General features: G+C 47.4%; 23 protein-coding genes. 4 read left to right on the top strand and 19 right to left on the bottom strand.

The features are described 5' to 3' along the window. Positions 1-96: 96 nt before the first annotated feature. Together HZS85_RS07725 and HZS85_RS07720 are read left to right on the top strand one after the other, a co-directional pair. The gene (locus HZS85_RS07725; RefSeq protein WP_035409264.1) at positions 97-846 is read left to right on the top strand and encodes an SDR family NAD(P)-dependent oxidoreductase; all 750 of its coding nucleotides are present in this window, start codon (positions 97-99) and stop codon (positions 844-846) included. Between the two features lie 335 nt (positions 847-1181). Further along, positions 1182-2420, top strand: a complete 1239-nt coding sequence (locus tag HZS85_RS07720) for a murein hydrolase activator EnvC family protein (protein WP_214854807.1) — start codon at positions 1182-1184, stop codon at positions 2418-2420. A gap of 270 nt (positions 2421-2690) precedes the next feature. Here HZS85_RS07720 and HZS85_RS07715 read toward each other — a convergent pair whose 3' ends face one another. The 15 genes from HZS85_RS07715 to lepA form a co-directional block, all read right to left on the bottom strand. Then, complete coding sequence (locus HZS85_RS07715; protein WP_214854804.1) at positions 2691-4340, bottom strand: methyl-accepting chemotaxis protein; 1650 nt, start codon at positions 4338-4340, stop codon at positions 2691-2693. Continuing rightward, complete coding sequence (locus HZS85_RS07710) at positions 4337-5311, bottom strand: BMP family lipoprotein (RefSeq protein ID WP_056060078.1); 975 nt, start codon at positions 5309-5311, stop codon at positions 4337-4339. Before HZS85_RS07710 ends, HZS85_RS07715 begins: the two co-directional genes overlap by 4 nt. A gap of 136 nt (positions 5312-5447) precedes the next feature. After that, complete coding sequence (gene deoC / locus HZS85_RS07705; protein WP_023467449.1) at positions 5448-6113, bottom strand: deoxyribose-phosphate aldolase; 666 nt, start codon at positions 6111-6113, stop codon at positions 5448-5450. Between the two features lie 76 nt (positions 6114-6189). After that, complete coding sequence (gene rarD, locus HZS85_RS07700) at positions 6190-7074, bottom strand: EamA family transporter RarD (protein ID WP_214854802.1); 885 nt, start codon at positions 7072-7074, stop codon at positions 6190-6192. 16 nt (positions 7075-7090) lie between these two features. Continuing rightward, positions 7091-7972 carry an EamA family transporter RarD gene (rarD, locus tag HZS85_RS07695; protein WP_251137895.1) on the bottom strand — a complete coding sequence of 294 codons (882 nt, stop codon included), beginning with the start codon at positions 7970-7972 and terminating at the stop codon, positions 7091-7093. A 47-nt stretch (positions 7973-8019) separates the two neighbouring features. Continuing rightward, positions 8020-8715, bottom strand: a complete 696-nt coding sequence (gene rluF, locus HZS85_RS07690) for a 23S rRNA pseudouridine(2604) synthase RluF (protein ID WP_029341005.1) — start codon at positions 8713-8715, stop codon at positions 8020-8022. Positions 8716-8822: 107 nt separating this feature from the next. Continuing rightward, positions 8823-10157: a tRNA (N(6)-L-threonylcarbamoyladenosine(37)-C(2))-methylthiotransferase MtaB gene (gene mtaB, locus HZS85_RS07685; RefSeq protein WP_214854796.1), complete on the bottom strand. Its 1335-nt coding sequence runs from the start codon at positions 10155-10157 to the stop codon at positions 8823-8825. A 5-nt stretch (positions 10158-10162) separates the two neighbouring features. Further along, the gene (locus HZS85_RS07680) at positions 10163-10909 is read right to left on the bottom strand and encodes a 16S rRNA (uracil(1498)-N(3))-methyltransferase (RefSeq protein ID WP_214854793.1); all 747 of its coding nucleotides are present in this window, start codon (positions 10907-10909) and stop codon (positions 10163-10165) included. Between the two features lie 4 nt (positions 10910-10913). Further along, a complete protein-coding gene (gene prmA / locus HZS85_RS07675) occupies positions 10914-11861 on the bottom strand; it encodes a 50S ribosomal protein L11 methyltransferase (RefSeq protein ID WP_029341002.1) in 948 nt (315 codons plus the stop codon). A 25-nt stretch (positions 11862-11886) separates the two neighbouring features. Beyond that, the gene (dnaJ, locus tag HZS85_RS07670; protein WP_214854790.1) at positions 11887-12993 is read right to left on the bottom strand and encodes a molecular chaperone DnaJ; all 1107 of its coding nucleotides are present in this window, start codon (positions 12991-12993) and stop codon (positions 11887-11889) included. Between the two features lie 132 nt (positions 12994-13125). After that, on the bottom strand, positions 13126-14952 hold the full coding sequence (gene dnaK, locus HZS85_RS07665; RefSeq protein WP_035398411.1) for a molecular chaperone DnaK: 1827 nt from the start codon (positions 14950-14952) through the stop codon (positions 13126-13128). 48 nt (positions 14953-15000) lie between these two features. Further along, positions 15001-15558: a nucleotide exchange factor GrpE gene (gene grpE / locus HZS85_RS07660; protein ID WP_023467440.1), complete on the bottom strand. Its 558-nt coding sequence runs from the start codon at positions 15556-15558 to the stop codon at positions 15001-15003. Between the two features lie 24 nt (positions 15559-15582). Then, the gene (gene hrcA, locus HZS85_RS07655; protein ID WP_035409289.1) at positions 15583-16617 is read right to left on the bottom strand and encodes a heat-inducible transcriptional repressor HrcA; all 1035 of its coding nucleotides are present in this window, start codon (positions 16615-16617) and stop codon (positions 15583-15585) included. A gap of 326 nt (positions 16618-16943) precedes the next feature. After that, positions 16944-18089: a radical SAM family heme chaperone HemW gene (gene hemW, locus HZS85_RS07650; protein WP_214854786.1), complete on the bottom strand. Its 1146-nt coding sequence runs from the start codon at positions 18087-18089 to the stop codon at positions 16944-16946. Between the two features lie 58 nt (positions 18090-18147). Further along, positions 18148-19971, bottom strand: a complete 1824-nt coding sequence (gene lepA / locus HZS85_RS07645) for a translation elongation factor 4 (RefSeq protein WP_214854783.1) — start codon at positions 19969-19971, stop codon at positions 18148-18150. A gap of 232 nt (positions 19972-20203) precedes the next feature. Here lepA and rpsT point away from each other — a divergent pair, with 232 nt between their 5' ends. Further along, entirely contained in the window at positions 20204-20464 is a 261-nt protein-coding gene (gene rpsT / locus HZS85_RS07640) for a 30S ribosomal protein S20 (protein WP_214854781.1), read from the top strand. A 127-nt stretch (positions 20465-20591) separates the two neighbouring features. Here the strand turns inward: rpsT and HZS85_RS07635 are convergent, their stop codons facing one another. Beyond that, positions 20592-21032, bottom strand: coding sequence for a GNAT family N-acetyltransferase (locus HZS85_RS07635; RefSeq protein WP_214854779.1), 441 nt, complete (start codon positions 21030-21032; stop codon positions 20592-20594). Between the two features lie 16 nt (positions 21033-21048). Then, entirely contained in the window at positions 21049-22050 is a 1002-nt protein-coding gene (gene holA / locus HZS85_RS07630) for a DNA polymerase III subunit delta (RefSeq protein WP_214854778.1), read from the bottom strand. 100 nt (positions 22051-22150) lie between these two features. On the opposite strand from holA, the gene HZS85_RS07625 reads away from it, so the two are divergent. Continuing rightward, positions 22151-22312: a YqzM family protein gene (locus tag HZS85_RS07625; RefSeq protein ID WP_023467431.1), complete on the top strand. Its 162-nt coding sequence runs from the start codon at positions 22151-22153 to the stop codon at positions 22310-22312. Between the two features lie 36 nt (positions 22313-22348). On the opposite strand, the gene HZS85_RS07620 is transcribed toward HZS85_RS07625, so the two are convergent. Continuing rightward, complete coding sequence (locus HZS85_RS07620) at positions 22349-24511, bottom strand: DNA internalization-related competence protein ComEC/Rec2 (RefSeq protein ID WP_214854777.1); 2163 nt, start codon at positions 24509-24511, stop codon at positions 22349-22351. Continuing rightward, a complete protein-coding gene (locus HZS85_RS07615) occupies positions 24511-25119 on the bottom strand; it encodes a helix-hairpin-helix domain-containing protein (RefSeq protein ID WP_214854776.1) in 609 nt (202 codons plus the stop codon). Before HZS85_RS07615 ends, HZS85_RS07620 begins: the two co-directional genes overlap by 1 nt. Positions 25120-25302: the final 183 nt, after the last annotated feature.

The raw sequence follows: 25302 nt of genomic DNA, 5'->3' as shown, positions 1-25302 counted from the left end.
TATTTCCCTGTTCCTACGGATGATAATCCTGTCAGGTTTCAGGATATGATGGAACGGTAAAAAAAGGAGAGAAGCGTTACAGAAAGGATGATTTTTATGAATCATGTTAATCAAACCGTCATCATTACGGGAGCCGCGAATGGCATTGGTGCAGAACTCGCCCGCACCTACGCTGCGCATGGCGCAAATGTCGTTCTTGCTGACATCGATCAGATGACAGGAGACGAATTAGTTCAACAAATTGAAGAAGATGGTGGGACGGCTTACTTCTATCACCTCGATATCCAACACGAAAAAGACGTTCAACTGTTGATTGAGAAAGCGATTGAACATACTGGTCGTATCGACATCGTCATCAATAACGCCGGTATCATGATTCGAAAACCCTTACTCGAATTGTCACTTGAGGAATGGGATCGGGTTCATCATACGAACCTGCGTAGTATCTTTTTAACGACTAAGGCCGCTACACCTTATTTGAAACAAAGTAAAAGTGGTGGTCGGATCGTCAACCTGGCTTCGACCCGCGCCTTCATGTCGGAACCGCATACAGAATCTTATGCATCGACGAAAGGTGGCATTTTTGCTCTGACCCATGCACTTGCTGTCTCACTCGGAGAAGACGGAATTCTCGTCAACGCGATTGCTCCTGGTTGGATTGAAACCGGTGACTATCAAGAATTATCACCTGAAGATCATAGTCAACATCCAGCTGGTCGCGTCGGAAAACCAAGTGATGTCGCTCGTGCGGCTCTCTATCTAACACACCCGGATAACGATTTCTTGACGGGCGAAACACTGGTCCTAGACGGTGGGATGACACGAAAGATGATTTATGAAGAATGATTCGGACAGAGTGCCTTTCGGGGCACTTTTTCATTTCACAAAAAACTATATTTATACCTTTTTCAAACATTAATAAACCTTCTATTTATACGATGTTACAAAAATATATCTTCTGACATCATTCGGAAATCAATCACTTACATAATGATTATTCCTTTCATATCAACATATTCTATTTATTCTTCTGTTCACGCATCATTATTTTCATAAATTCTTCATACTTTCTGCTAGCTTCTCTTGTATTTTTTTAAAAGAATTGTAAAGTGGATTTTCTGATTTTCTTGTTAGAGTGGGATAGGTAACACTTCACAAGGGAAAGGAATGACGCTTAGTTTATGAAACGACCTTTCGGAAAGTCACTCGGGTTATCGCTCATGACACTTACCTTACTCGCAAGTCCGCTCATGACGACGACTCCCGTCGATGCGGCAAGTTCATATAAAGAGAAACAACAACAAAATCAGCAACAACAATCGAAGCAACGCGAGGCGTTGTCTCAAAAAAAGAATCAATTATCTAAAGCACAGCAACAAGTCTATGCACTCGATCAACAGATCAATGGACTAACGTTACAAGTCGTCGAGAATCAAAAGAAAATCGACGAAAACACGAAACAGATTGCTCGATTAGAAGATAAGATCGAGAAGTTGCAAAAGAAAATCAAGAAACAAGAAAAAATGCTCGGTGATCGTCTGGCGGTCCGTCAGTCGAAAGCCGATAATGCCCCGCTCCTCGAAGCCATCTTCGGTGCAAAAGATGTCGGTGATATGATCAGTCGTTTCAATGCCTTCAATACGATTGCGGAAAGCGATGCTTCTTTATTAAAAGATTACGAATCAAACAAAAAAGAACTGGCAGCTGCGAAAGAAGAATTGAAGCAGACACGCCAAGACTTGATTGAAGATCGTAATGTTTTAAAAAAGAAACAACGTGAACTCAAAAAAGAAAAACAAAAACGAACAGCACTCTTGAAACGTCTGACGTCACAAAAGAAAAAAATCGAATCCAACATCCTCAGCCTGAAAGAGGCATCGGCCCAACTGAAGGCACAGGAAGCAGCTGAAAAAGCAGCAGCACGAGCAGCAAAGGCAGCTGCTGCAAAACAATCGGCGGCGCCAGTATCTGTTAGCAAGGCTAGTACGAAAGTCATCTCAAAAGCAAAAGGTAAATTCATCAAACCTGCTCAAGGTTCTATCTCGCAAGGAATGGGGGCAGCAAGCGGAAGTAATGGTTATGCGTACCACAATGGAACCGACTTCGCTGGTCCACTCAACTCGCCAATCGTTGCATCTGCAAGCGGGACAGTCATTTTAGCAAGTTCAGGTGGCCCTTACGGCAACCACGTCTATATCTCTCATAATATCGACGGAAAAACGTATACGACCGTGTATGCCCATATGAATGCCTTGAACGTTAAACAGGGACAACAAGTCAAACAAGGACAGCAAATCGGTGTTCTCGGAAGCACCGGTAACTCGACTGGTCCACACTTACATTTTGAAATCCACGATGGTGGATACCAGTATGATGCGAATGGACGGACGAATGAGCTCGATCCAGAAAGCTTCTTCTAAGTCGATTCAAGAAAAAGGGGCTGACTCAAAAAAGAATGACGCGTCTCTTCACGCCCTTTCCTCAGGCGAGACACAAGCCAGTTTTCCTGCTTCATTTAAGCGGGAAAGCGGGTCTTGTTCGTCTCTGACAACGCACAAATGCGTTTTTCCTGTAGGAGTGGCGTGTGACGCGTCATTCTTTTTATTATGAGATAAGGGGGACAGATTGATGATCTGTCCCCCCTTATCTTTGTAGAGACTGACTTTTGAGTCAGCCTCTTGCTGTGTTCATTAAATTTTGAATTGATGTGTCTGACTGTCAAGCGACGTCGTCGTCGACTCGAGTTCTTGCATCAATTGATGAATCTGTTCGAACGATGCCTGTTGATCACGCATCGAAGCAGCGATCTCTTCATTTCCGGCTGCAAGTTCTTCCATGACACCACTAACTGTACTGACTTGACCAACGACATGGCGGGCTTGTTGTTTCGAATGTACGAGTTGTTTCGTCACATAATCGAGTGTTTCGGTCACACTCGCTACTTTTTGACGCGTCTCACCGAATGCTTGTTGGACGTGTGTAAAATTCTCGACCTGGTTCGTCTGTTCCCGCTCCGCTTGCACGAGTGCTTCTTGTAAAACAGCACCGTCTTGGCGAATCGAACGGACGAGTGAGAAGATCGAACGTGTCGCCTCATTTGTCTCGTCCGCTAACTTTTTGACTTCACTTGCCACGACGGCAAATCCACGACCGGCTTCCCCAGCCCGTGCAGCCTCGATAGCCGCATTGAGTGACAATAAATTCGTCTGCGCAGAGACTCCCGCGACGAGTTGTGCCATCTGCTCGATTTGTTGCGTCTGTTCTAAGAAACCTTCCAGTTTCTGACCGAGTTCACGATTTTGTTCTGTTGACGCGCGAAGTGACCGTGCTTGCTGTTCCATGACGGAACTACTTTGAACCATCACGTGATCGGCCGCTTGTCCTTCTGCATAAGCGGTTTGTGCACGTTGTTCACTCTCCTCGAAGAGCTGTTGCATATCGGACATCGTACTGACTGTCGTCTGGATATCATCCGACACCGTTTGTGTACCACTCGCCATCTCATTAATCGCATGGGTCATGTTACCAGAAACTTCGACGATGTTCGCGTTCTCCGTCGTCGCTTCCGTACTCATCTGACGAATCGTGTTCGACGAGCGACTGATCGTTCCGATGACCTCATGTAAAGTTCCTTGCATCTGCGCAACAGCCGTCTCGAGTCGACCAATCTCATCTTTTCGACCGGATACGACCAGTTCCTGTGACAAGTCTCCATCCGAAATTTGCTCTGCTGTCCGGACGACACGGCTGATCGGTCGCGTGATACTACGTGCGAAGTACCAATTGTATAAGGCTAGACCAATCAGGAGGAGGAATGTCGCGATTAGGACGGTCCGCGTCAAATTCAATGTCTCCTCTTTTGCCTCACGTTGTAAGACATCATAAAATTCCCCATTTTTCGTATGTAACGTATAGAGATCACTAAGGACACCTTCGATTCGTGCAGCATGGGAGCGAATGTCAATCGGATTCACCGCGTCCGTCAGTTCCGTCCGTTTTGCAGCGAGCGTCTTATACTTCATATCCGCCCGGTTCAACTCTTCTTGAAACGCTGGAATCAAATATGTCTTCTGTAGCTGATTCAAAGCTTGCTCGTTCTTCCTACTAAGAGCCTGAACCTGCTCCGCCTGACTCTCAGACGGTTGGCTTGCCAGTCGGTTCCATGCTGCCTGTTCATATAAGAGCTTCGTTTCGAGTTCTGAAATTTCAACGAGTTGTTTCCCGTAGTCTTCGTTATAGGATTGAATTTGACGGAGTTGGAACAAGGTCCATCCCATCAAGATGACGACACTCAAAATCGTCACTAATGTTGAGAGTAAAAATCGTTTCCGTAACGTCATTGGATCGTCACCTTACCTTCGAGCACGTCTTGTTGCAGCTGCTCTAATTTTTTTCGTTCCCCGTCCGTAAAGTTCGTATTACGGATTGGAGCCAACTGGATTGCCCCTTCTTTGACACCTAGGACGACTTGTCCAGATTGGAGTCCTTTTGCATCCACATCTTGTCCGATTTTCGTAATCGCAAGATCAACTTGTTTTAGCATCGACGTCATGACGGCGTCAGGCGCGATCGGGGTCTGATCGCTATCAACACCGATAGCTTTTTTCCCCTTCGTTTGCGCTGCCTCAAGGACGCCGCTCCCTGTTAATCCAGCAGCTGCATATAAGACGTCTGCCTTTTTCTGCATCATTTCGTTTGCAAGCGTCCGTCCCTTTTCGGGCGCCGCAAAGTCCTCCGCATATTCGACGAGTACCTTTGTTTTCGGATTGACGGCTTTAGCGCCAGCTATGTATCCTTTTTCGAACTTCTCAATCAAAGGCGACTTCATCCCACCGACGAAACCAATCGTATTCGTCTTGGTTTGGATTCCTGCAGCGGCACCGGCTAAATAGCTTCCTTCGTCCTCTTTGAACGTAACCGAGAGTACGTTCGGTAACGTCGAGACGGCATCAATCAAGGCGAATTGTTGTTTCGGATATTTTTTAGCAACGGTCTCAAGATCTGTCTGCCCCATGTAGCCGAGTCCGACGATAACGGTCGGCTTCTTTTTCGCTAACGCTTCAAATGCTGTTTTATAGGTCTTCGTTTCGTTTAATTCCCGGTAATCGATCGACCAGCCTTCCTTCTCCCGTAACAACGCCATACCGCTCATCGCTGCATCGCTGAATGATTGATCGCCAAGACCAACGTCCGATAAGACGACCGCCATTTCCTTTCGCTCCTTGACTGCCCGTTCTGGATCATCGATGACACTACCGCATCCTGCAAGGCTTAGTGTCGATGCCAGTATGATTCCGCTCCACCGTTTCATTCATTCCACATCCTTCCGACATTCTACATCTGATTATCGGAAGCGATGTCTGACTTCTTAATACAAAATTTAAATTCAGAATAGTCCCATAACAAAAAAACGCCCCTCTAAAAAAAGAGGGACATGTCAGATATTCTTAGTAATCGCTATCAGACGTACCACCTGTAACGATTGCGATTCCTGCTGATGCACCAATGCGTGATGCACCTGCATCGATCATTGCTTTTGCACCTTCGAAGTCACGAACGCCACCAGATGCTTTAACACCGATGTCAGGACCAACTGTCTCACGCATGAGACGGATGTCTTCGACTGTTGCACCACCTGTTGAGAAACCAGTCGATGTCTTCACGAAGTTAGCACCTGCTTTAACTGAAAGTTCAGCAGCTGTTTTGATTTCTTCTTTTGTAAGAAGGCAGTTTTCGAAGATGACTTTAACGAGTGTACCGTTTGCCGCTTCGACAACCGCACGAATGTCACGTTCAACTAACTCAAGATCGCCATCTTTTAATGCACCGATGTTTAGAACCATATCGATTTCTGTCGCACCGTTTTGAATGGCATCTTTTGTTTCGAATGCTTTCACTTCTGGCGTGTTTGCTCCAAGTGGGAAGCCGATGACTGTACAGACTTTGACGTCATCATCTGATTTTAAGAGTTCTGCTGCTAACGCGACGTATGTCGGATTAACACAGACGCTTGCGAATTTGTATTCTAATGCTTCTTTACAGAGTGTCTCGATTTGAGCACGTGATGTTTCTGGCTTCAGTGCCGTATGGTCGATCATTCCTGCTAAATTCATGATTGTTGTCCTCCTTAAGGGTATCCCTTAGACTCTGATTTTATTCTATCACGCAAGAGGTCTGACTTCTATCTTTTTACGCGACTTTTCGAAGCTGTTTTTTTCGAATCCAGACTCCATTGAGCGTAAAGACAATCGCTGCTGTCCAAATACATGTAAACGCCACCATGTGTGTTTTAGTAAACGGTTCATGATAGAGCAAAACACCGAGTCCGAGCGACAAGGTCGGTGCGACGAATTGAAGGAATCCGACCCATGTGAACGGAATTCGTTGTGCCCCGAATCCAAATAACAAAAGTGGCACGGCGGTAACGATCCCGGTCAAGATAAGTCCGGTCATCGTACCGATCGATTCAGTCATCGAAGACGTTCCCTGTACTTGCCAATAGCCGAGGAAAATCAAAGCAAGCGGAAGTGGCGCCATCGTCTCAAGCGTCAGACTGACCGTTGATTCCAGCGGTCGCCGCTTTTTGACGACGCCGTAAAAACCGAAGCTTAAGGCAAGCGCAATCGAGATCCATGGAAATTCGCCGTAGCCAATCGTTAAAATCAGAACACCGATCGTCGCAAGGACAATCGAGATCCATTCAATCCGTGAGAGCTTTTCTTGAAAGAAGAAGACACCAAAGACGATGCTGACGAGCGGATTGATGTAATAGCCGAGCGACGCCTCAACAATGAATTGATGATTGACAGCCCATATGTAGATGAACCAATTCAAGCTGATGATCAGTCCATTTAAGAAAAAGAGTCGGCGCGTGAACGGATCACGCAATGCCGTCTTCCATTTTCCAAGTGCTTTTTGAAACGACAGTAAGATGAGTAGAAATAGAAACGACCAGATGATCCGGTGCGCTAGTATCTCTTCACTCGGTACATTAGCGAGCATCTTCCAGTAAAGCGGTAAGAGCCCCCAAATGATATATGCGACAAGCGTCGCAAAAAATCCCGATAGATTCACATAATCCCTTCTTTCGTTATGATACCTTCTTCATCCGTATCTTTCCTGCTGATAAACCGCTGATCGTAAACAAAGCAACGGCAATCCAAATGAACAGAAAAGCGATGAAGTGAATCGTCGTAAAGACGTCATTAAATAGATAAATTCCAAGTAGTAGCGTCAACGTTGGTGCAATGTACTGCAGAATTCCGACATAGACAAACGGGATTTTCGGCATCCCGTATCCAAATAACATCAATTGGACTGCTGTTGCGATTCCGAGCATGATGATTGCAAGCAGTGCACTCGTCGGCATCGCAAGCGGTTGACTATCTGTCACACCAAGCGTCAAGAGAGCGAACGGGAGCGTGACCAGTGTCTCTAAAAATAATCCGGATAATGGTTCAGCTGCTGCCTTTTTCTTTAGTACACCGTAAAATGCGAACGAGACGGCAAGTGAAAAGGCAATGATCGGAAATTGACCATAACCGAGCGTTAAAATCATCACACCAGTGATCGCTGATACAATCGCGATGATTTGTGGACGCGTTAATCGCTCCTTAAAAAAGATTAAACCGAACAAGACGCTGACGAGCGGATTGATATAATACCCGAGTGACGACTCAACGATATAGCCTTCCCCGATGGCATACAGATAGAGTGACCAGTTCCCACCTAATACGAGACCTGCCGCAAGCACCGTATAGCGCTGGCGTTTGTTTTGCCACAGGTGACGAACGAATTGAAACTTCTTCGTCAGGCGTAACAACAGTGTCACGAAGATGAACGCACTTAAAATCCGGATCGAAACGACCGTCCATGCTGGAATACCAGTTGCAAATACTTTATAGATCGGCAATAGTCCACCAATCACGTAAGCGACGAATGTCGCACTCATACCCCTTTTGTCCACGGTCATCCCCCTTATGTAAGAAGAAAGCCGCCAGTGGCGACTTTCATTGAACCTTATTGCCCGTCAAGCGTCGTAAACAATTCGCGTAATTCCGCTTCCGTCAAATCACGCCAAGAACCGATCGGTAAATCGCCAAGCTCAATGTTCATGATTCGGACGCGTTGCAGCCGTTTGACCCGGTAGCCGAATTCTTTACACATACGGCGAATCTGACGATTTAACCCTTGCGTCAAAATGATGCGAAATGTCCGTGTCTCGAGCGGCTCAACGATACATTCCTTCGTCGTCGTACCGAGAATGTCAACACCACTCGCCATCCCTTGAATGAACGTATCCGTAATCGGTGCGTCGACGGTCACGATATATTCCTTGTCGTGATTATTTTCCGCTCGTAAGATCCGGTTGACGACATCACCGTCATTCGTCAACAGAATCAAACCGTCTGAATCCTTATCGAGACGACCAATCGGGAAAATCCGCTTCGGATGGTTGACGAAATCGATGATGTTTCCTTCGATATCAAGCTCTGTCGTACATGTGATGCCGACCGGTTTATTTAAGACGATGTAGACAGGTTTTGGTTTCGTTTGGAGTGGTTGACCGTCGATTTCGACGACGTCCGTCTCTTCAGCTTGCGAGCCGAGTTCTGCCGTCAGACCGTTGATCGTCACACGACCTGCGTCGACTAATTTATCGGCAGCACGCCTTGAGCAAAAGCCCGTTTCACTAATGAATTTGTTGATTCGCATGAATGATATCCTCTTTCCTTAATTGAACTGTATTCAGTGTAGCGCATTCCTGAAATGAAAACAAAAAAAGTGGCAAAGAAAACCAGAGGTTTCCTTTGCCCTTTCGATTAGACTGCAGCGTCTTTTAATGTCTGCATGATGCGGACGAATTGACCGTCATTCATCGGATAGCCCGCTTTCGTGATTTTGACACGAACGAGTTGTCCAATCATTGACTCATCGCCTTCGATTGCGACACGCAGATAGTTATCCGTGTAACCGACGAGACGACCGCCTGCCTCTTCCGAAAATTCTTCCGGAATGATCTCAAGCAGTTCTCCCTCATATTTCGAAGCATATTCCTTCGCGAGTTGATCCGATAAGGAAATCAAACGTGCGACGCGTTCTTCCTTGATTGATTCCTCGACTTGATCGTCCATCATCGCAGCCGGTGTTCCGGTCCGTTTCGAGTACGGGAAGACATGCAACTCACTGAACTTATGATCGTTGATGAAGTTGAACGTTTCCATGAACTCTTCTTCCGTCTCACCTGGGAAACCGACGATGACATCCGACGTGATTGCACAGTCAGGCAGGACTTCCTTCAGACGCGTAATCCGTTCTCCGAATTCCGCCATCGTATACTTCCGGCGCATCCGGCGAAGGACCGTATCGGATGCCGACTGGATCGGAACGTGCAAGTGACGAACGACGATTGGTGAGTCCTTCAGGACATCAAGTACCTCGTCCGTGATTTGACTCGCTTCGATCGACGAAATCCGCAAACGTTCGAGTCCATTGACGGATTCGAGTGCTTTAAGTAATTTCGCTAAGTTGTAGTCTTTTAAGTCTTCTCCGTATCCGCCTGTATGGATTCCCGTCAAGACGATTTCTTTATAACCCGCATCAACGAGCTGTTGTGCTTGCTTCAAGACATCTTCTGGTTGACGAGACCGCATGAGACCACGCGCCCATGGAATGATACAGAACGTACAGAAATTGTTACAGCCTTCCTGAATTTTCAGAGAAGCCCGTGTCCGGTCCGTAAAGGCCGGTACATCCAGTTCTTCATAGACTTTGGCTTTCATGATGTTTCCGACCGCATTGATTGGCATGCGTTCTTCACGGAATTGTTCAATGTATCCAATCATTTTATGCCGATCTTGTGTTCCGACGACGACATCGACGCCAGGAATCGCCATGATTTCAGCAGGAGACGTTTGAGCATAACAGCCCGTTACGCAGATGACACTATCCGGATTTTGGCGAATCGCCCGTCGGATGACTTGGCGACTTTTCTTATCTCCGGTATTCGTAACCGTACATGTATTGACGACATACACGTCCGCATGATCAGCAAAATCAACGCGTGCGTAGCCAGCGTCCTTGAACAGTTGCCAGACAGCTTCTGTTTCGTAATGGTTGACTTTACAGCCAAGCGTTTGAAAGGCAACAGTTGCCATTTCGTTCACCCTTTCAATTCAAAATGATACGAGACGGCGGAAAGGACATAAAATGGTGCCGTTTCCGTCCGTAAGATGCGGCGCCCTAGAGCGGCTTTTTTAAAACCGGCATCCGTCAAACGTGCGATTTCTGCTTCAGCGAACCCACCTTCAGGTCCGATGACGACAAGAAGGGAATCTCCCTCTTGTAATCCAGCAAGCGTCGTAGCGAGGACGGAGGCCTCCCCTTGTTTCGCTGATTCTTCATAGGCAACCAGACAAGCCGTATAGTTCGATGCATCCTGTAAGACTTCATCATACGCCACGAAGTCGACTGTCGGCAAGTGGGCACGGTACGATTGTTCCGCTGCTTCCTTGACGATTTTTTCGAGTCGTTCAATCTTCTTCGGAACCTTCTTTTGATCCCATTTCGAGACGGAACGGTCGGCTTCGAAAATTCGTAGATGATGGATCCCGAGTTCCGTTGCTTTTTGGGCAACGAGTTCGATTTTATCGCCTTTTGGCAATCCATGGGCGATCGTCACACGAATCGGTAATTCCGTTTCGATCGGTAGAGTCTCTTCGATCCGGGCAGAAGCCGCTTGTTTATCGAGCGCTTCCAGACGGCACCGGTAAAGACCTGTCCCGTCGAGTACGAGAATCTCTCCGCCGACTTCCATCCGCATGACGTTTTTCATATGGTGTGCGTCGTCTTTCGGGAGATGAAACACATCTCCCTGACGCATCGAGGGCTCGACGAAATACCGTTGCATGTGTTTACGCCTCCCGTTTCGCGATGATCGCGACCCAGTCCTCAAGCTTCGTCGTCTCGACGATCGTAAATCCTGCTTCTTGCATCGCTTGGACGACCATATCCTTCTTCTGACTAATGATACCGGAAGCGATGAAATGACCACCTGGTAACGTCAACGTATAGGCATCCTTGACGAAGAGGAGGATGACTTCCGCTAAGATGTTCGCGACGATTAACTCGACCGGCTCACTCAATTCCTTCATCAAGTCGCCTTGGCGAACCGTGATCTGCTCACTGACTTCGTTCAAAGCGACGTTTTCCGTCGCTGATTTGACAGCGACTTCGTCTAAATCGAGTGCAAAGACATCCTTTGCCCCAAGCTTCGCAGCTGCAATCGCTAAGACACCGGATCCCGTTCCGACATCGACGACACGGTCTTGCTCTTGCAAGTAGTTCTCAATCGCTTGAATACAGAGGACCGTCGTCGGGTGTGTTCCCGTTCCGAATGCCATACCTGGATCGAGCTCGATGATTTTTTCATCCGGCTGTGGCGTGTAGTCTTCCCACATCGGGACGACCGTCAGATGGCGACTGATCTTGACCGGCTTATAGAATTGTTTCCATGAATGAGCCCAATCTTCTTCATCTACTTGAGTCAGCGTGACAGCACCCGTGCCAATCGACAGACCGAAGTTCGTCAACTGTTGGATGTCATGTTCGATGCCTTTGATCGTGTCCGTCAAATCGCTGCTTTCTGCAAGATACGCCTTCACGAGTACACCTTGTGTCGGATACTCGTCTCGTTTCGTCTCATCCCAAATTTCACCGAAGTTATCTTCGCGGTGGGACATCATCTCGAAATCTTCGACGTCCTCGATAACGACTCCGCTTGCTCCCGCTTCATGTAAGATGTTTGAAACTGCTTCGATGGCTTCTTGTGTCGTATGGACACAGATCTCTGACCATTTCATTTCTTGTCACGCTCCTCTGTAGTGATCACCCTGTAAAGAATGTCTTGATCCGGCTGAAGACACCTTCGTGTTGCTCTTCGACACCTTTTTCATCGCTGATTTCATTGAATTCCCGTAAGAGTTCTTTTTGACGTTCCGTCAGATTCTTCGGTGTAATGACGACGACATTGACGTACTGGTCGCCATGGTGACCGGATCGAACGTTCGGCATCCCTTTTCCGCGGAGACGGAATCGTGATCCTGTCTGTGTTCCGGCTGGAATCTTCAGACTGACCTTACCGTGAACAGTCGGCACTTCGATCTCATCGCCAAGTGTTGCTTGCGCGAATGTAAGTGGCATATCCATGACGATATGATCGTCGACACGTTCGAACAGTTCATGTGCTGCGACACGAACGACGACATACAAGTCACCTGCTGGTCCACCGTTGACACCGGCTTCCCCTTTACCTGCTAAGCGGATTTGTTGCCCATTGTCGATCCCTGCTGGAATTTTGACACGGACATCTTTGTTTTTGCGAACGCGACCGGCTCCACGACATGTTTCACATGGCTCCTTGACGATTTGTCCACGGCCATGACATGTCGAACATGTCGTTTGGTTGACGACACGACCGAACATCGTGTTTTGTTCGACGTTGATGTGACCCGAACCACCGCATCGTTTACATGTTTCCGGATGTGTTCCTGGTTTAGCACCCGAACCATGACATGTACCGCAATCTTCTTCGGCTGGAATCGTGATCGTCTTCTCGACGCCTGTGACCGATTCCATGAAGTCGATTTCCTCGACGTATTGTAAATCCTGTCCTTTACGTGGTGCGTTTGGATCTTGACGACGTCCGCCACCGAAGAACATGTCGAAGATGTCGCCAAATCCTTCAGCTCCACTGAATCCACCGCCACCTTGTGATGGATCTTGGTGACCGAATTGGTCGTAACGTGCTCGTTTATTGTCATCGGATAACACTTCATACGCTTCCGATAATTCCTTGAATTTCGCATCCGCATCTGCTTCCTTGTTGACGTCCGGGTGGTACGTCCGGGCAAGCTTACGGTACGCGCGTTTGATTTCCGCTGATGAGGCATCGCGCGCGACGCCTAGTACTTCATAATAATCGCGTTTTTCCACGTGCAGTCTTCCTCTCTCGATTCCGATTCATTTCATACTGTTTGATTTTACCGAACTTCGTGCGACATGGAAAGAGCCAAAGCGCGGATACGCTTTGGCTCTCTCTAGCGCCCGAAAAATCGGTCGGATGAATTACTTGTTGTCTTTCTCGTCGACTTCTTCGAACTCAGCGTCCATGACGTTGTCGTCTTGACCACCAGCTTGTGCGCCTTCAGCGCCAGCTTGTTGCTGTGCCATGTTCTCGTAGACTTTTTGTGTCAACTCTTGAACGACTGTCGACAATTCGTCTTTTGCAGAACGGATTGCTTCGATGTCTGTTCCTTCGAGAGCTTTTGTTACTTTTTCTTTTGCAGCTTCTGCTTTTTCTTTATCAGCGTCAGCGACTTGCTCACCGAGGTCTTTGATTGCTTTATCTGTTGCGAAGACGAGTTGGTCTGCTTCATTGCGTAATTCGACTTCTTCTTTACGCTTGTTGTCTGCGTCCGCGTTTGCTTCTGCATCTTTGACCATTTGCTCAATGTCCGCTTCAGTCAAACCGCTTGATGATTGGATCGTGATTGACTGTTCTTTGTTCGTTCCGAGATCTTTCGCAGAAACGTTAACGATACCGTTCGCATCGATGTCGAATTTAACTTCGATTTGTGGCACGCCACGTGGTGCTGGCGGAATATCCGTCAATTGGAAGCGACCAAGTGTTTTGTTATCTGCTGCCATTGGACGTTCCCCTTGGAGGACGTGGATGTCAACAGCTGGTTGGCTGTCTGCTGCAGTCGAGAAGACTTGTGATTTCGAAGTCGGGATCGTTGTGTTACGATCGATCAATTTCGTCATCACGCCACCCATTGTCTCGATACCGAGTGAGAGTGGAGTTACGTCGAGAAGAACGACGTCTTTGACGTCTCCTGTCAATACGCCACCTTGAACCGCTGCACCGAGGGCAACGACTTCATCCGGGTTAACCCCTTTGAACGATTCTTTACCAGTGAAGTCTTGGATTGCTTTTTGAACTGCAGGAATACGAGTCGAACCACCAACGAGGATGATTTTGTCGATTTTGTCTGGTGTCAGACCTGCATCGTTCATAGCACGGCGTGTTGGTTCCATCGTACGTTCAACGAGATCTGCTGTGAGATCGTCGAATTTCGCGCGTGAAAGTGTCATTTCCAAGTGAAGTGGACCTGATGCGCCAGCTGTGATGAACGGAAGGCTGATTTGTGTTGAAGAAACACCTGAAAGGTCTTTTTTCGCTTTTTCAGCTGCATCTTTCAAACGTTGAAGCGCCATCTTATCTTGAGCAAGATCGATGCCGTTTTCTTTTTTGAATTCTGCTACGAGATGGTCGATGATTTTTTGGTCGAAATCATCTCCACCAAGACGGCTGTCACCAGCAGTTGAAACAACTTCAAAGACGCCATCACCGAGTTCAAGGATCGACACGTCGAACGTACCGCCACCAAGGTCATAGATGAGGATCGTGTGATCTTCGCCTTTTTCGAGACCGTATGCGAGTGCTGCCGCTGTAGGCTCGTTGATGATCCGTTTTACATCAAGACCAGCAATTGTACCAGCGTCTTTTGTCGCTTGGCGTTCTGCATCGTTGAAGTAAGCCGGTACTGTGATGACAGCTTCTGTGACTTTTTCACCGAGGTAGTCTTCTGCTTGTGCTTTTAATTTTTGAAGGATGATCGCAGAGACTTCTTGTGGTGTGTAGTCTTTGCCTTCAACTTCTACTTTATAGTCTGTACCCATATGACGCTTGATCGACATGATCGTGTTCGGGTTCGTGATCGCTTGACGTTTTGCAACTTCTCCTACTTGACGCTCGCCGTTTTTGAATGCGACGACAGATGGTGTCGTACGGTTTCCTTCTGCATTAGCGATGACGACGGGTTCGCCACCTTCCATTACTGCAACACATGAGTTCGTTGTACCTAAGTCAATACCGATGATTTTTGCCATGATCTATTTCCTCGCTTTCAATGATTGGAATAATGAAGTACAGGCTGATTACTCAGCTACTTTAACCATACTCGGACGAATCACACGATCGTGCAATTTGTACCCTTTTTGGAATTCAGCGATGACGACACCTGATTCGTGTTCTTCGCTCGCTTCTTGAACGACCGCTTGGTGTAAGTTCGGATCGAACGCTTCACCGACAGCTGGAATCTCGACGACGCCTTCATTTTGAAGCGTTTCGACGAGTTGACGTTTTACCATCTCGACACCCGTCAAGACAGATTTCGTCTCCTCGTTTTCCGTCTCGATTTGGAGCGCCCGGTCCAAGTTATCGACGAGTGGCAACAGCTTTTCGACGATCGCTTGTGAAGAATACTTCGCGCGGTTCTCTGCTTCGACACGGTTACGACGCTTGAAGTTCTCAAAATCCGCACGGAGGCGTAATTCTGAAGCTTTTGCTTCTGCGAGTTGTGCTTCGAAGTCTGGCTTCTCGTCTTCGACAAGATCCGCTTGGATGACTTCTTCTTCTGTGACTTCGACGGTTTCAGTCGGCTCTGTCACGTTTTCTTCTTGTTGGAGGTTTTGATTCTGTTCTTTTTCTTCCACTCTGAATCGAGCCCCTTTCTATATTCAATCCAAATTGTTCTTATGCAATTCGGTTTGGAATGCTTGAAGTAGATGGATGATCGAGTTGATTCCCCGGTTGTAATCCATCCGTTTCGGTCCGATCAATGCCAGTGTCCCAATTGAGACACCGTCGACCGAATAATGGGCCCGGATGACGCTACAATCTTTTAATGCATCCATATTGTTCTCACTCCCGATCGTAATCAAGATTTGATTATCGAGATTCGGTCGTAGGAAATCGAGAACAGCTTCTTGCTGTTCGATCAGTTCGAGAACAGGTCTTAATTTTGCGACGTCCTGAAATTCAGGCTGATCGAACATGTTGGCTTTCCCGCCCAAATAAATGAACGGTCGCTCCTCTTGATCCGTCAAGACGAGATCAAGTGCTTTCGAGAGCAATACCGTCTGCTCAGAATGCTCTGAACGGAAGCGACGGATTTCCTCAAGCAGACGACTGCGTAAGGCTGAGAGCGGCGTACCGCGCAACGTCTGGTTCAGACGTTCCATCAGTCGGCTCGCTGCTTCCTGGGACAACGCTTGATTCAATTGCAATGTCTTGTGTTCAACATGTCCCGTCTCCGTGACGAGAACGATGACGACACGACCTTCGGCAAGAGGAATCAATTCTAGATGATGCAGGCGTTGTCCGTCTTCTTTTGGTCCAAGTACAAGTGTCGTGTAATGGGTTAAATCACTCAACAGGTCTGCTGTGTGCCGAATCAACCGATCATTCTCATTCACAGAATGGGCAAAGAGTGACTTCAATGCCTGTGCTTCTTTTGGTGTGATGTTTTCCGGACGAATCAGATGGTCGACATAAAAACGATATCCGAGTTCAGAAGGAATCCGTCCTGCGGAAGTGTGTGGCTTTTCAATCAGACCCATCTCTTCGAGGTCCGCCATCTCGTTACGAATGGTCGCGGAACTGAACGTCACGTCGTCTCGTTTTGAGAGCGTCCGTGAGCCGACGGGTTGAGCAGTCTTGATATAATCATCGACGATTGCACGTAAAATCAACAATTGACGATCCGTCAGCACCTTCTTCACCACCTTATTTTGTTAGCACTCACTTTTAACGAGTGCTAATTACATCTTTTACTATAAGGAATTGTCCGCCCGATGTCAACTGAATTACGTGTCCCTTTGAACAGTTTCCCATTCTGCGATACAGTGAAACAAAGAATGGAAAGGATGAATCGGATGATTGAATTATTGGCAATGGCGGGAGTCTTTGTCTGGCTGTTCATCGCGGTCATCGGAACGACTGCGTATTTTTTAAGGAAGTCGAAAAAATGAGAGAAGCGGTGTTTCACATTTGGGAAACACCGCTTCTCTCATTTTCATTGATTTCATTTACTCTTATGTCATTGTACTTGCGCTTCGCCGATGAACTCTGCAAAGACTTCGTTCGCTAGCGGAATTCCGGCTGGCGTCAAACGGATATGTGTCTCCGTCTGCTCGACGAGACCGTTTGGCAACAACCGTTTCATGACGTCACCAAATACATCTTCAAACGCTACTCCATACTTCGTCCGGAAACGCTCGAGCGATACGCCATCCTTCATTCGAAGGCCGAGGAACATCTCTTCTTCCATCCGCTCAACGTTCGTCAACGGCGTCTCTTTTCGAACCGGTAACCCTTCTGCCTTGATATAGTGCGGAATCGGTGCAATGTTCGCACGACGCGTCTGATTGATGTAGCTATGTGAGCCTGCACCAAATCCGTAGTACTCATCGTTTTCCCAGTAGACGCGATTATGACGACTCTCTTTTCCTGCTTGCGCGAAGTTCGAGATCTCATACTGTGCATAACCACCTGCTTCGATCGTATCGATCATCACTTGATACATCTCTGCCTCGAGATCTTGCGTCGGTAGCGGTAGCTTTCCTTTTCGCTCTTGAATCGCAAAGACCGTATGCGGTTCTAAAATCAATGAATAAGAAGAGATATGGGTGATCGGCAATTGAAGTGCCCGCGTGACATCGTAGCGGACCTGATCGAGCGTCTGATTCGGTAATCCGAACATCAAATCAACGGAGATATTATTAAATCGTTTCGCTGCTGCGTCGAGCGTCTGGGCGACTTTCGCTTCCCGGTGCGTTCGACCGATGCGTTCGAGCAAACCATCGTCAAACGATTGGACACCGAAACTGACACGATTGACACCACCTGTCTTCATAATATCAAGTTTCTCTTCCGATACACCGTCCGGATTCGACTCGACCGTGTACTCTAAATCATCGCCTGTCAGTGGCAACAAGTGTCTCTGGATGATTTCCATCAAACGTTGCATCTGTGGTTCATTTAAAGCAGTTGGTGTTCCGCCACCGATGAAGATCGTCTCGAGATGGTCCGTCGGGTATTGTTTCAACGTCAATTCGATTTCGCGTTCGAGGGCATCGAGGTATTCATCGACGGGCTGATTCTTTAAAAAGACTTTATTGAAATCACAGTAGTAACAAATATGTTCACAAAAAGGGATGTGGACATATGCGGCGCGTATTCCCATTTCGCCTCATCCTTTCTCTATAAAAACCAAAAAGGGGACGCAAGCGCCCCCCACCTGTTTAATCTTCGTCCATGGATAGAACGGACATGAAGGCTTCTTGCGGTACCTCTACTGAGCCTACCATCTTCATGCGTTTCTTACCTTCTTTTTGCTTCTCGAGCAACTTCCGTTTCCGAGAGATGTCTCCCCCGTAACATTTTGCGAGAACGTTCTTACGTAATGCTTTGATCGTCGAACGCGCGACGATCTTCGTTCCGACTGCTGCCTGAATCGGCACTTCGAACTGCATCCGCGGAATCAATTCCTTCAGCTTATCAACGATGACCTTTCCACGTTCGTACGCGAAGTCACGGTGAACGATGAAGCTAAGCGCATCGACGTTTTCGTTATTAAGAAGGATATCCATCTTAACGAGACGCGACTGTTGGTAGCCAATCAATTCATAATCAAGTGACGCATATCCTTTTGTACTCGATTTCAACTGATCAAAGAAATCGTAGACGATCTCAGACAACGGCAATTCATACGTGATTTTGACGCGTGTCGTATCGATATATTGCATATCGACGAATGTTCCACGCTTCTTCTGACACAACTCCATGATCGCACCGACGTAATCATTCGGTGTCATGACGGCAGCCTTGACGAATGGTTCTTCAATGAATTCGACTTTTTGCTGATCCGGCATCTTCGATGGGTTATCGACATGCAAGACTTCACCTGCTGTCGTCGTCACGTGGTAGATAACGGACGGTGCCGTCGTGATCATATCGATGTTGAACTCACGTTCGATCCGCTCCTGAATGATTTCCATGTGGAGCATCCCGAGGAATCCACAACGGAATCCGAATCCGAGCGCTTGTGATGTCTCTGGTTCGAATTCGAGCGCTGCGTCACTGAGTTGTAGTTTTTCAAGGGCTTCTCGTAAATCATTGTATTTCGCAGCATCGATTGGATAGAGTCCACAGTATACCATTGGATTCATCTTCCGGTATCCTGGCAGTGCTTCAGTAGCTGGCTGTTTCGCGAGCGTAATCGTATCCCCGACACGTACGTCGCCGACCGTTTTGATCGAAGCAGACAACGTCCCAACATCACCGACTGTCAATTCTTGCTGACGTAATGGTTTTGGTGTCGCAACGGCAAGCTCCAGAACCTCAAAGTCCTTACCTGTCGACATCATCCGAATCTTGTCGCCGACCTTAACTGTTCCGTTGACGATTCGAATCGATGCTACGACACCACGGTAAGCGTCATAATAGGAGTCAAAGATCAATGCTTCGAGTGGTGCAGACGGATCACCCGTCGGCGCTGGTACTTTCTCGACGATTTGTTCGAGAATTTCTTCAATGCCGATCCCTGCCTTCGCAGAAGTCGGAACGGCTTCAGACGCATCAAGCCCGATGACATCTTCGATTTCTTGACGGACGCGTTCGACATCCGCAGAAGGTAAATCGATTTTGTTGATGATCGGAAGGATTTCGAGATCGTTGTCGAGTGCTAAGTAAACATTCGCAAGCGTCTGCGCTTCGATGCCTTGCGCCGCATCGACGACGAGGACAGCTCCTTCACAAGCTGCAAGTGAACGTGAGACTTCATATGTGAAGTCGACGTGTCCCGGTGTATCGATGAGGTGAAGAATGTAATCTTCCCCGTCTTTTGCTGTATACTTCAATTGAACAGCATTCAGTTTAATCGTGATGCCACGCTCACGTTCGAGCTCCATGGCATCAAGTGTCTGATCTTTCATTTCACGCGATGTCAGCGCGCCAGTTTTTTCTAAAATCCGGTCAGCGAGTGTCGACTTCCCGTGATCGATATGGGCAATGATCGAGAAGTTACGAATACTCTTCTGCCGCTTTAAACGGTCTTCATTCGTCATGTTTAGAGTCACCTTACCTTATTTTCAAACGTACATACGGTTCATTATACCAAAAAGCGCTTCACTGTACTATCTCGTTTTGCTTTACCCGAAAAACAAAATGTGAAGATTCCCTAGACGTCGTATTGCTTTTAAGAAAAACGTTTGCTACAATTGTGTTTGTTCTGTTGAACGATAACTGCAGATATGCGAATATAAATCTCGAATGAGTTTTATTGGAGGTGAATCATCCATGGCTAACATTAAATCAGCAATCAAACGCGTTAAAACAGCTGAAAAACGCCGCGTCGCTAACGTACAACGTAAATCGGCAATGCGTTCAGCGATTAAAGCAGTCGAAACTTTCGCAGCTGAAGGTAACAAAGACCAAGCGGTCTTTGCTTTCGCTACAGCTTCTAAAAAAATCGACAAAGCTGCTGCTAAAGGTCTCATCCACAGCAACAAAGCTGGTCGTGACAAATCACGTCTCGCTAAACTCGTAAACGCACTTTAATTCTTTCCGAAGAATACGGTGATGGGTCGCCACTAGGAGGTATCTCCAGTGGCGATTTTTTTATATGATGTGAAATGGCGGACGAAGGACTCGTGTGAAACGATTCCTTCGTCCGCCATTTGTTGTCCTATTTGTCGTTTAGACGGTCGATCATGACATAGTGAAGACCGATTCCTTCAATCATGAAAGGCTCTCCGACGCGCTCTAGTCCAAGACGCTCATAAAAAGGAAGTGCCGTAATGCGGGCGTTACACCACCAAGCTGTCACTTGTCGTTCTTCCAAGAGACGACGGGCTTCTTCAATCAGCGCCCGACCATACCCTTCACCACGCACTTGTTCACTCGACGCCATTCCACGCAGCTGGTATGTCGCTCCTGGCGCTTGTGCATGTGATTGTTCCGAGAAACTACCGATCGCGACGATTTGTTGTGCTTTTATCCCGCCGAGATGAAACGTCGAGGCACGCGCATCGTCTGGATAAACACACGCTTCACGTGGTTGATGCGGACGCAACACTTCATGCCGTAATGGGATGACTTCTTCTGCTGTAATGAGCTGAACTTTCATGTTTGATTTCCTCCTCTTATAACGTCGCTAAGCGAACGATCAACGCATCAAATAAAATTTTCTTATCACCGCGCCCCGTCTTCATGCCTTCATCCGTCGTCGTGATGGCGATGAGTGCTTGCTCGAGCTGCGCAAACGTAAACCGCTTCGCAGACTGTAATGCCAATTTGATCGCATATGGATGAGCTCCGACTTTTGATGCGATTTGTCGTTCTCCGTACCCTTGTTCTGCTAATCGTTTCGATAACAGCATCATCCGGTATTGGCGTGCCATCAGTCCAAGAAGTGCCAACACTTCCTGTCCTTGTTTTTCTAGGTCGCGAATCAAGCGGATTGCCGGTTCGAGTTGACGCTTCATCAAGTAGTCCGTTAATTGAAAGACGTTGTCCTCTAATGTCCGCGGAACCAACAAATCGACATCCTCGATTTCGATCGTCGGGCGATCTCCTGCGAACAACATCAACTTCTCCAGTTCGTGCGCTAATGTCCCCCACATCTCAGCAGTCAAGAAAATGAGTCGCTCGATTGCCGGACGTTCCATCCGATATCCTTTGTCGTTAACAGCATCCAAAACGAAGCGGAACAACTCTTCGGTCGTCGGTTTTTTTGCCTCTAGTACCGTCGCGCGCTCCTTCAATCGTTTGACGACGGTTTTTCGTTCATCGAGCTTTTCCGCTTCGACGATCAAGACAACGACCGCGTAGTCTGCCGGTTGTAGGATATAATCTGCTAACCGTTCGAGGTTATGTTGTTTTTTATCTTTCGCTCCTGTCAGAAACGTTGCCGGTTTTGCAACGACGACACGGTAGTCGCTTAAAAAGGGTACCGTTTCCGCTTCATCGAGTACTGCATCAAGCGGTTGGTCGTTCAAATCGATTTTCATATAATCAAAGCGTTCTCCGTCTGGCAGAGCCGCTTTCACGATTTCACGTTCCCATTCTTCTAACAAGTGTCGTTCTGTTCCATATAATAAGTATAAATTCGTTAATTTTCCGTTGACGAGCCAAGGAGTTTTCATCATTCCCACCACATTTCACAGTTTGTTCTTAACTTCATCATAGATAATCCTCTTTTATTCCGCTATACTAGAAGCGGAATCTATTAAGGGGGAATGCAGCATGGCACATTCAGTACGCCCACCAAGTGAAAACGCGTTCGAGAACGATATTCAATCAAAACGCAACGATGCGCTCGACTCTGCCGTTGGTTTTGGTGCATCATTCGGCTTCTTCGCAGTCTTGTTCATCATCGGTGTCGCAATTAAGTTCTTAAGTCTATAATCAGTAAAACAGCAACCTTGGGGGGTTGCTGTTTTTTTATTTTATCATAGGTTCACAGCCCGCTGAAGAACAAGTTACACTCCCATCCTCATCCGTTCGAAAGACGATCCGATTTGTTCCGATTCGTTCGAGGACGTCCGGATGCGGATGCCCGTATCGATTTTTTCGCCCGACTGACAAGATGACAATCTTCGGATTCGTCTTTTGCAAGAGTTCTTCACCGGTCGATGTGTTCGAACCATGATGTCCTGCTTTTAGAATATCGATCGGACCAATCGTTAACTCGTCCTCGATTGCTAGTCCAGCGTCACCCGTCAGTAAAACACGTTGCTTGGCGATCTGCGCAAGTAATATGATAGACCGATCGTTCTCTTCTTCTTTTCGTTCAGTCGGTGCAAGCACTTGCAACCAAGGACGAATCATTTGCCCCTTTTGTACGAACTCGACACGTGTCCCAGTTGCTTCGATCGAACGAATCAAAGCGTTTCGCTTCTCATCCGTGTTGTCATACGCCCCTAAATAAATGGTTTTCACGCGAACTTGACGCAGTAATCCTAGCAGTCCACCGACGTGATCATGATCAGCATGCGTCACGATGAGACCGTCGATTTCTGCTTCTCCTCGTGTGAATAAAAAGGGCGCGACGATATGACTACCCGGATCAAACGGACGGAGCAGTGGATGCGTCGTTTGCTGATAAACACCACCTGTGTCTACGACGAACGTCTCTCCTGCTTTCTCAAGTACGATACTATCCCCTTGTCCAACATCTAAAAACGTGATTTGTTCAGGTACGCGCCACTCCGTGTAGCCCCATGCCGTAAGTAAAAGAATCAGCGGGAGAGCATGCCCCCACCATCTCCGCTCAGCAATGAACCATGCGATTCCTGTTCCGACAACGACGATTGTCAAGACGATCGGAGAAAATGCTGGAACGGCAACCATTGCTAGCGGCAGATCCTCCGCCAGTCGTAACGCTTGATCCATCCATTGAATCGCGTACTGATGCGCGATCTGAAACGTTGAACGAATCGGTAAGAACGGGAGGGTCGCAAGAATGAACGATCCCGGCAGAATCACCCATTCAATCCAGCTACCAATCAATAGGTTTAACAATGGTGACCAAATTGAAACCGTCGTCTGTTCAATCCCCTGTAAAAAGAGGAGGGTTCCAAACTGTGCCCAAGCACTGATCAGCAGCCAGTTCCAAGGACGACGAACCGAACCCATGAGTCGTCTCGACAGCACAAGAAACAGCGTCAGCCCGACCGTCAATTGAAATCCGATATCGTAAATGACAGTTGGTTGAATCGCTAATTGAAAAGCCGCGACCCCCGCAATGACCTCGACCGGATCTAACGGTTTTTGGAAACGACGACCGAGCAACAGAATGATCGCGACAAGCACAGCCCGAGTGACTGGAGGACTCCACTCCGTCAACCATCCGTAAATCGGCAGTAAGATCAGAACGATATCAAGTCGTTTTTCTTTTGTCATTCTGATTTTTCGTAAGACATACAGCAGACTAAATACTAAAAAAGCGATATGTGATCCTGAGATGACGATTGCATGTAATAAGCCGAATTTCTTAAACCGTTCGAGCGTCACTTGATCCATTAGTCGATCCTCACCAAACACAAGCGCTTCGACGTAGAATGCTTGCTTTTGTGGTAACAATTCTTCGATCCGTTTTAGCCATACTTCACGTACCCGTCTTCCTTCTGCCGCATACCCAGGTGTCCGATGACAGGAATCAAATGAACGGACTTCCCACTTTCCAGCGTAACGATGTGTATGCATGAATTGCTGTTCATCAAACCCTCCCGCATTCGATTGTTGGCGGACATCGAGCGGTTCCGTATTTATGCGACAGGAGTGCCCGATTCGTTCGTATCCCGTCTCTTCTTCTGCAATCGTTGCCGTCAATAGAATCGATTGACCGTTACTCTCTGCCTCATAACGAATTCGATCTCCATTACGCTTCCCTGACAAGATGTCAACAGACGAGACGTCGTGCAGTTCAGGTGACAGATGACCCATTCCGATGAATAGACAACTCAGAATGAACAAGAAGAAAAGACGACCGATTGAAAAAGACCATGACTTCATGATCGCAAAGAGCATCAGGAACACTAACCACCAGATCGATTCTTTGATGGCGACAATGAATAAAAGGACGAACAGCGCATGAAGTGGCATCAGTAGACGATCAGGTAGGATTTAAGCGATTCTAACGTCTTTTCCCCAAAGCCCTTCACATCGCCGAGTGATTCATACGTCGCAAATCCTCCCTTCTCCTCACGGTAGGCCAAGATCGCTTCTGCTTTGGCAGGACCGATTCCCGGAACCTCCATCAATTGTTCCGCCGTTGCCGCATTGAGGTCAATCAATCCTTTCGGTATCTCTGGTTTTGAGCGTTTCGTTGGTTTTGGCTGATCTTTCGTCTTTTTTACCGGCACGATGACTTCCTGTCCATCAATGAGGCGTGCCGCGAGATTCATTTGTCGAATGTCAGATTTCGCAGTCGTCTTTGCTTTTTCGATTGCATCCTTCACTCGATCACCGAGGTGGAATTGATAGGGTCCAGGTGCTTCTACCGCCCCTTTCACATCGACCATGATGAGTTTGTCACGAATCGAGGTATCCTTTTCTGCTGGCTCTGCTTTTGCCTCTTGTTGTTTATCCGTTAAGGACGGTTGATCGACCATCGCTTCATTCGAACAAGAGGGTAATGGTACGAACAATAAAATGATGAGTAGTAGGACGACGACGAGACCTGCGATCTGTTGTAAACGTGGAACGGTCAAGACGAATCCCTCCTTTTCCTACGACTCTAACAGGCGCTACGGACTTCAGGAAACGAAGGAATACGTACTAACCACTCTTTTACAACACGATACGGTATGTTATGTCGGATGAAGGTCATATCATCCATACCGTTACTTTGAATTAGCCTCTGTTTGACGAACAAAAAATCCGTATCCTTCAAG

This window comes from Exiguobacterium sp. s130 (assembly GCF_018619055.1).
GTDB lineage: Bacteria > Bacillota > Bacilli > Exiguobacteriales > Exiguobacteriaceae > Exiguobacterium_A.
The sequence above is the reverse complement of the archived record's forward strand: the minus strand, read 5'-3'. Positions and strand labels throughout refer to the sequence as shown.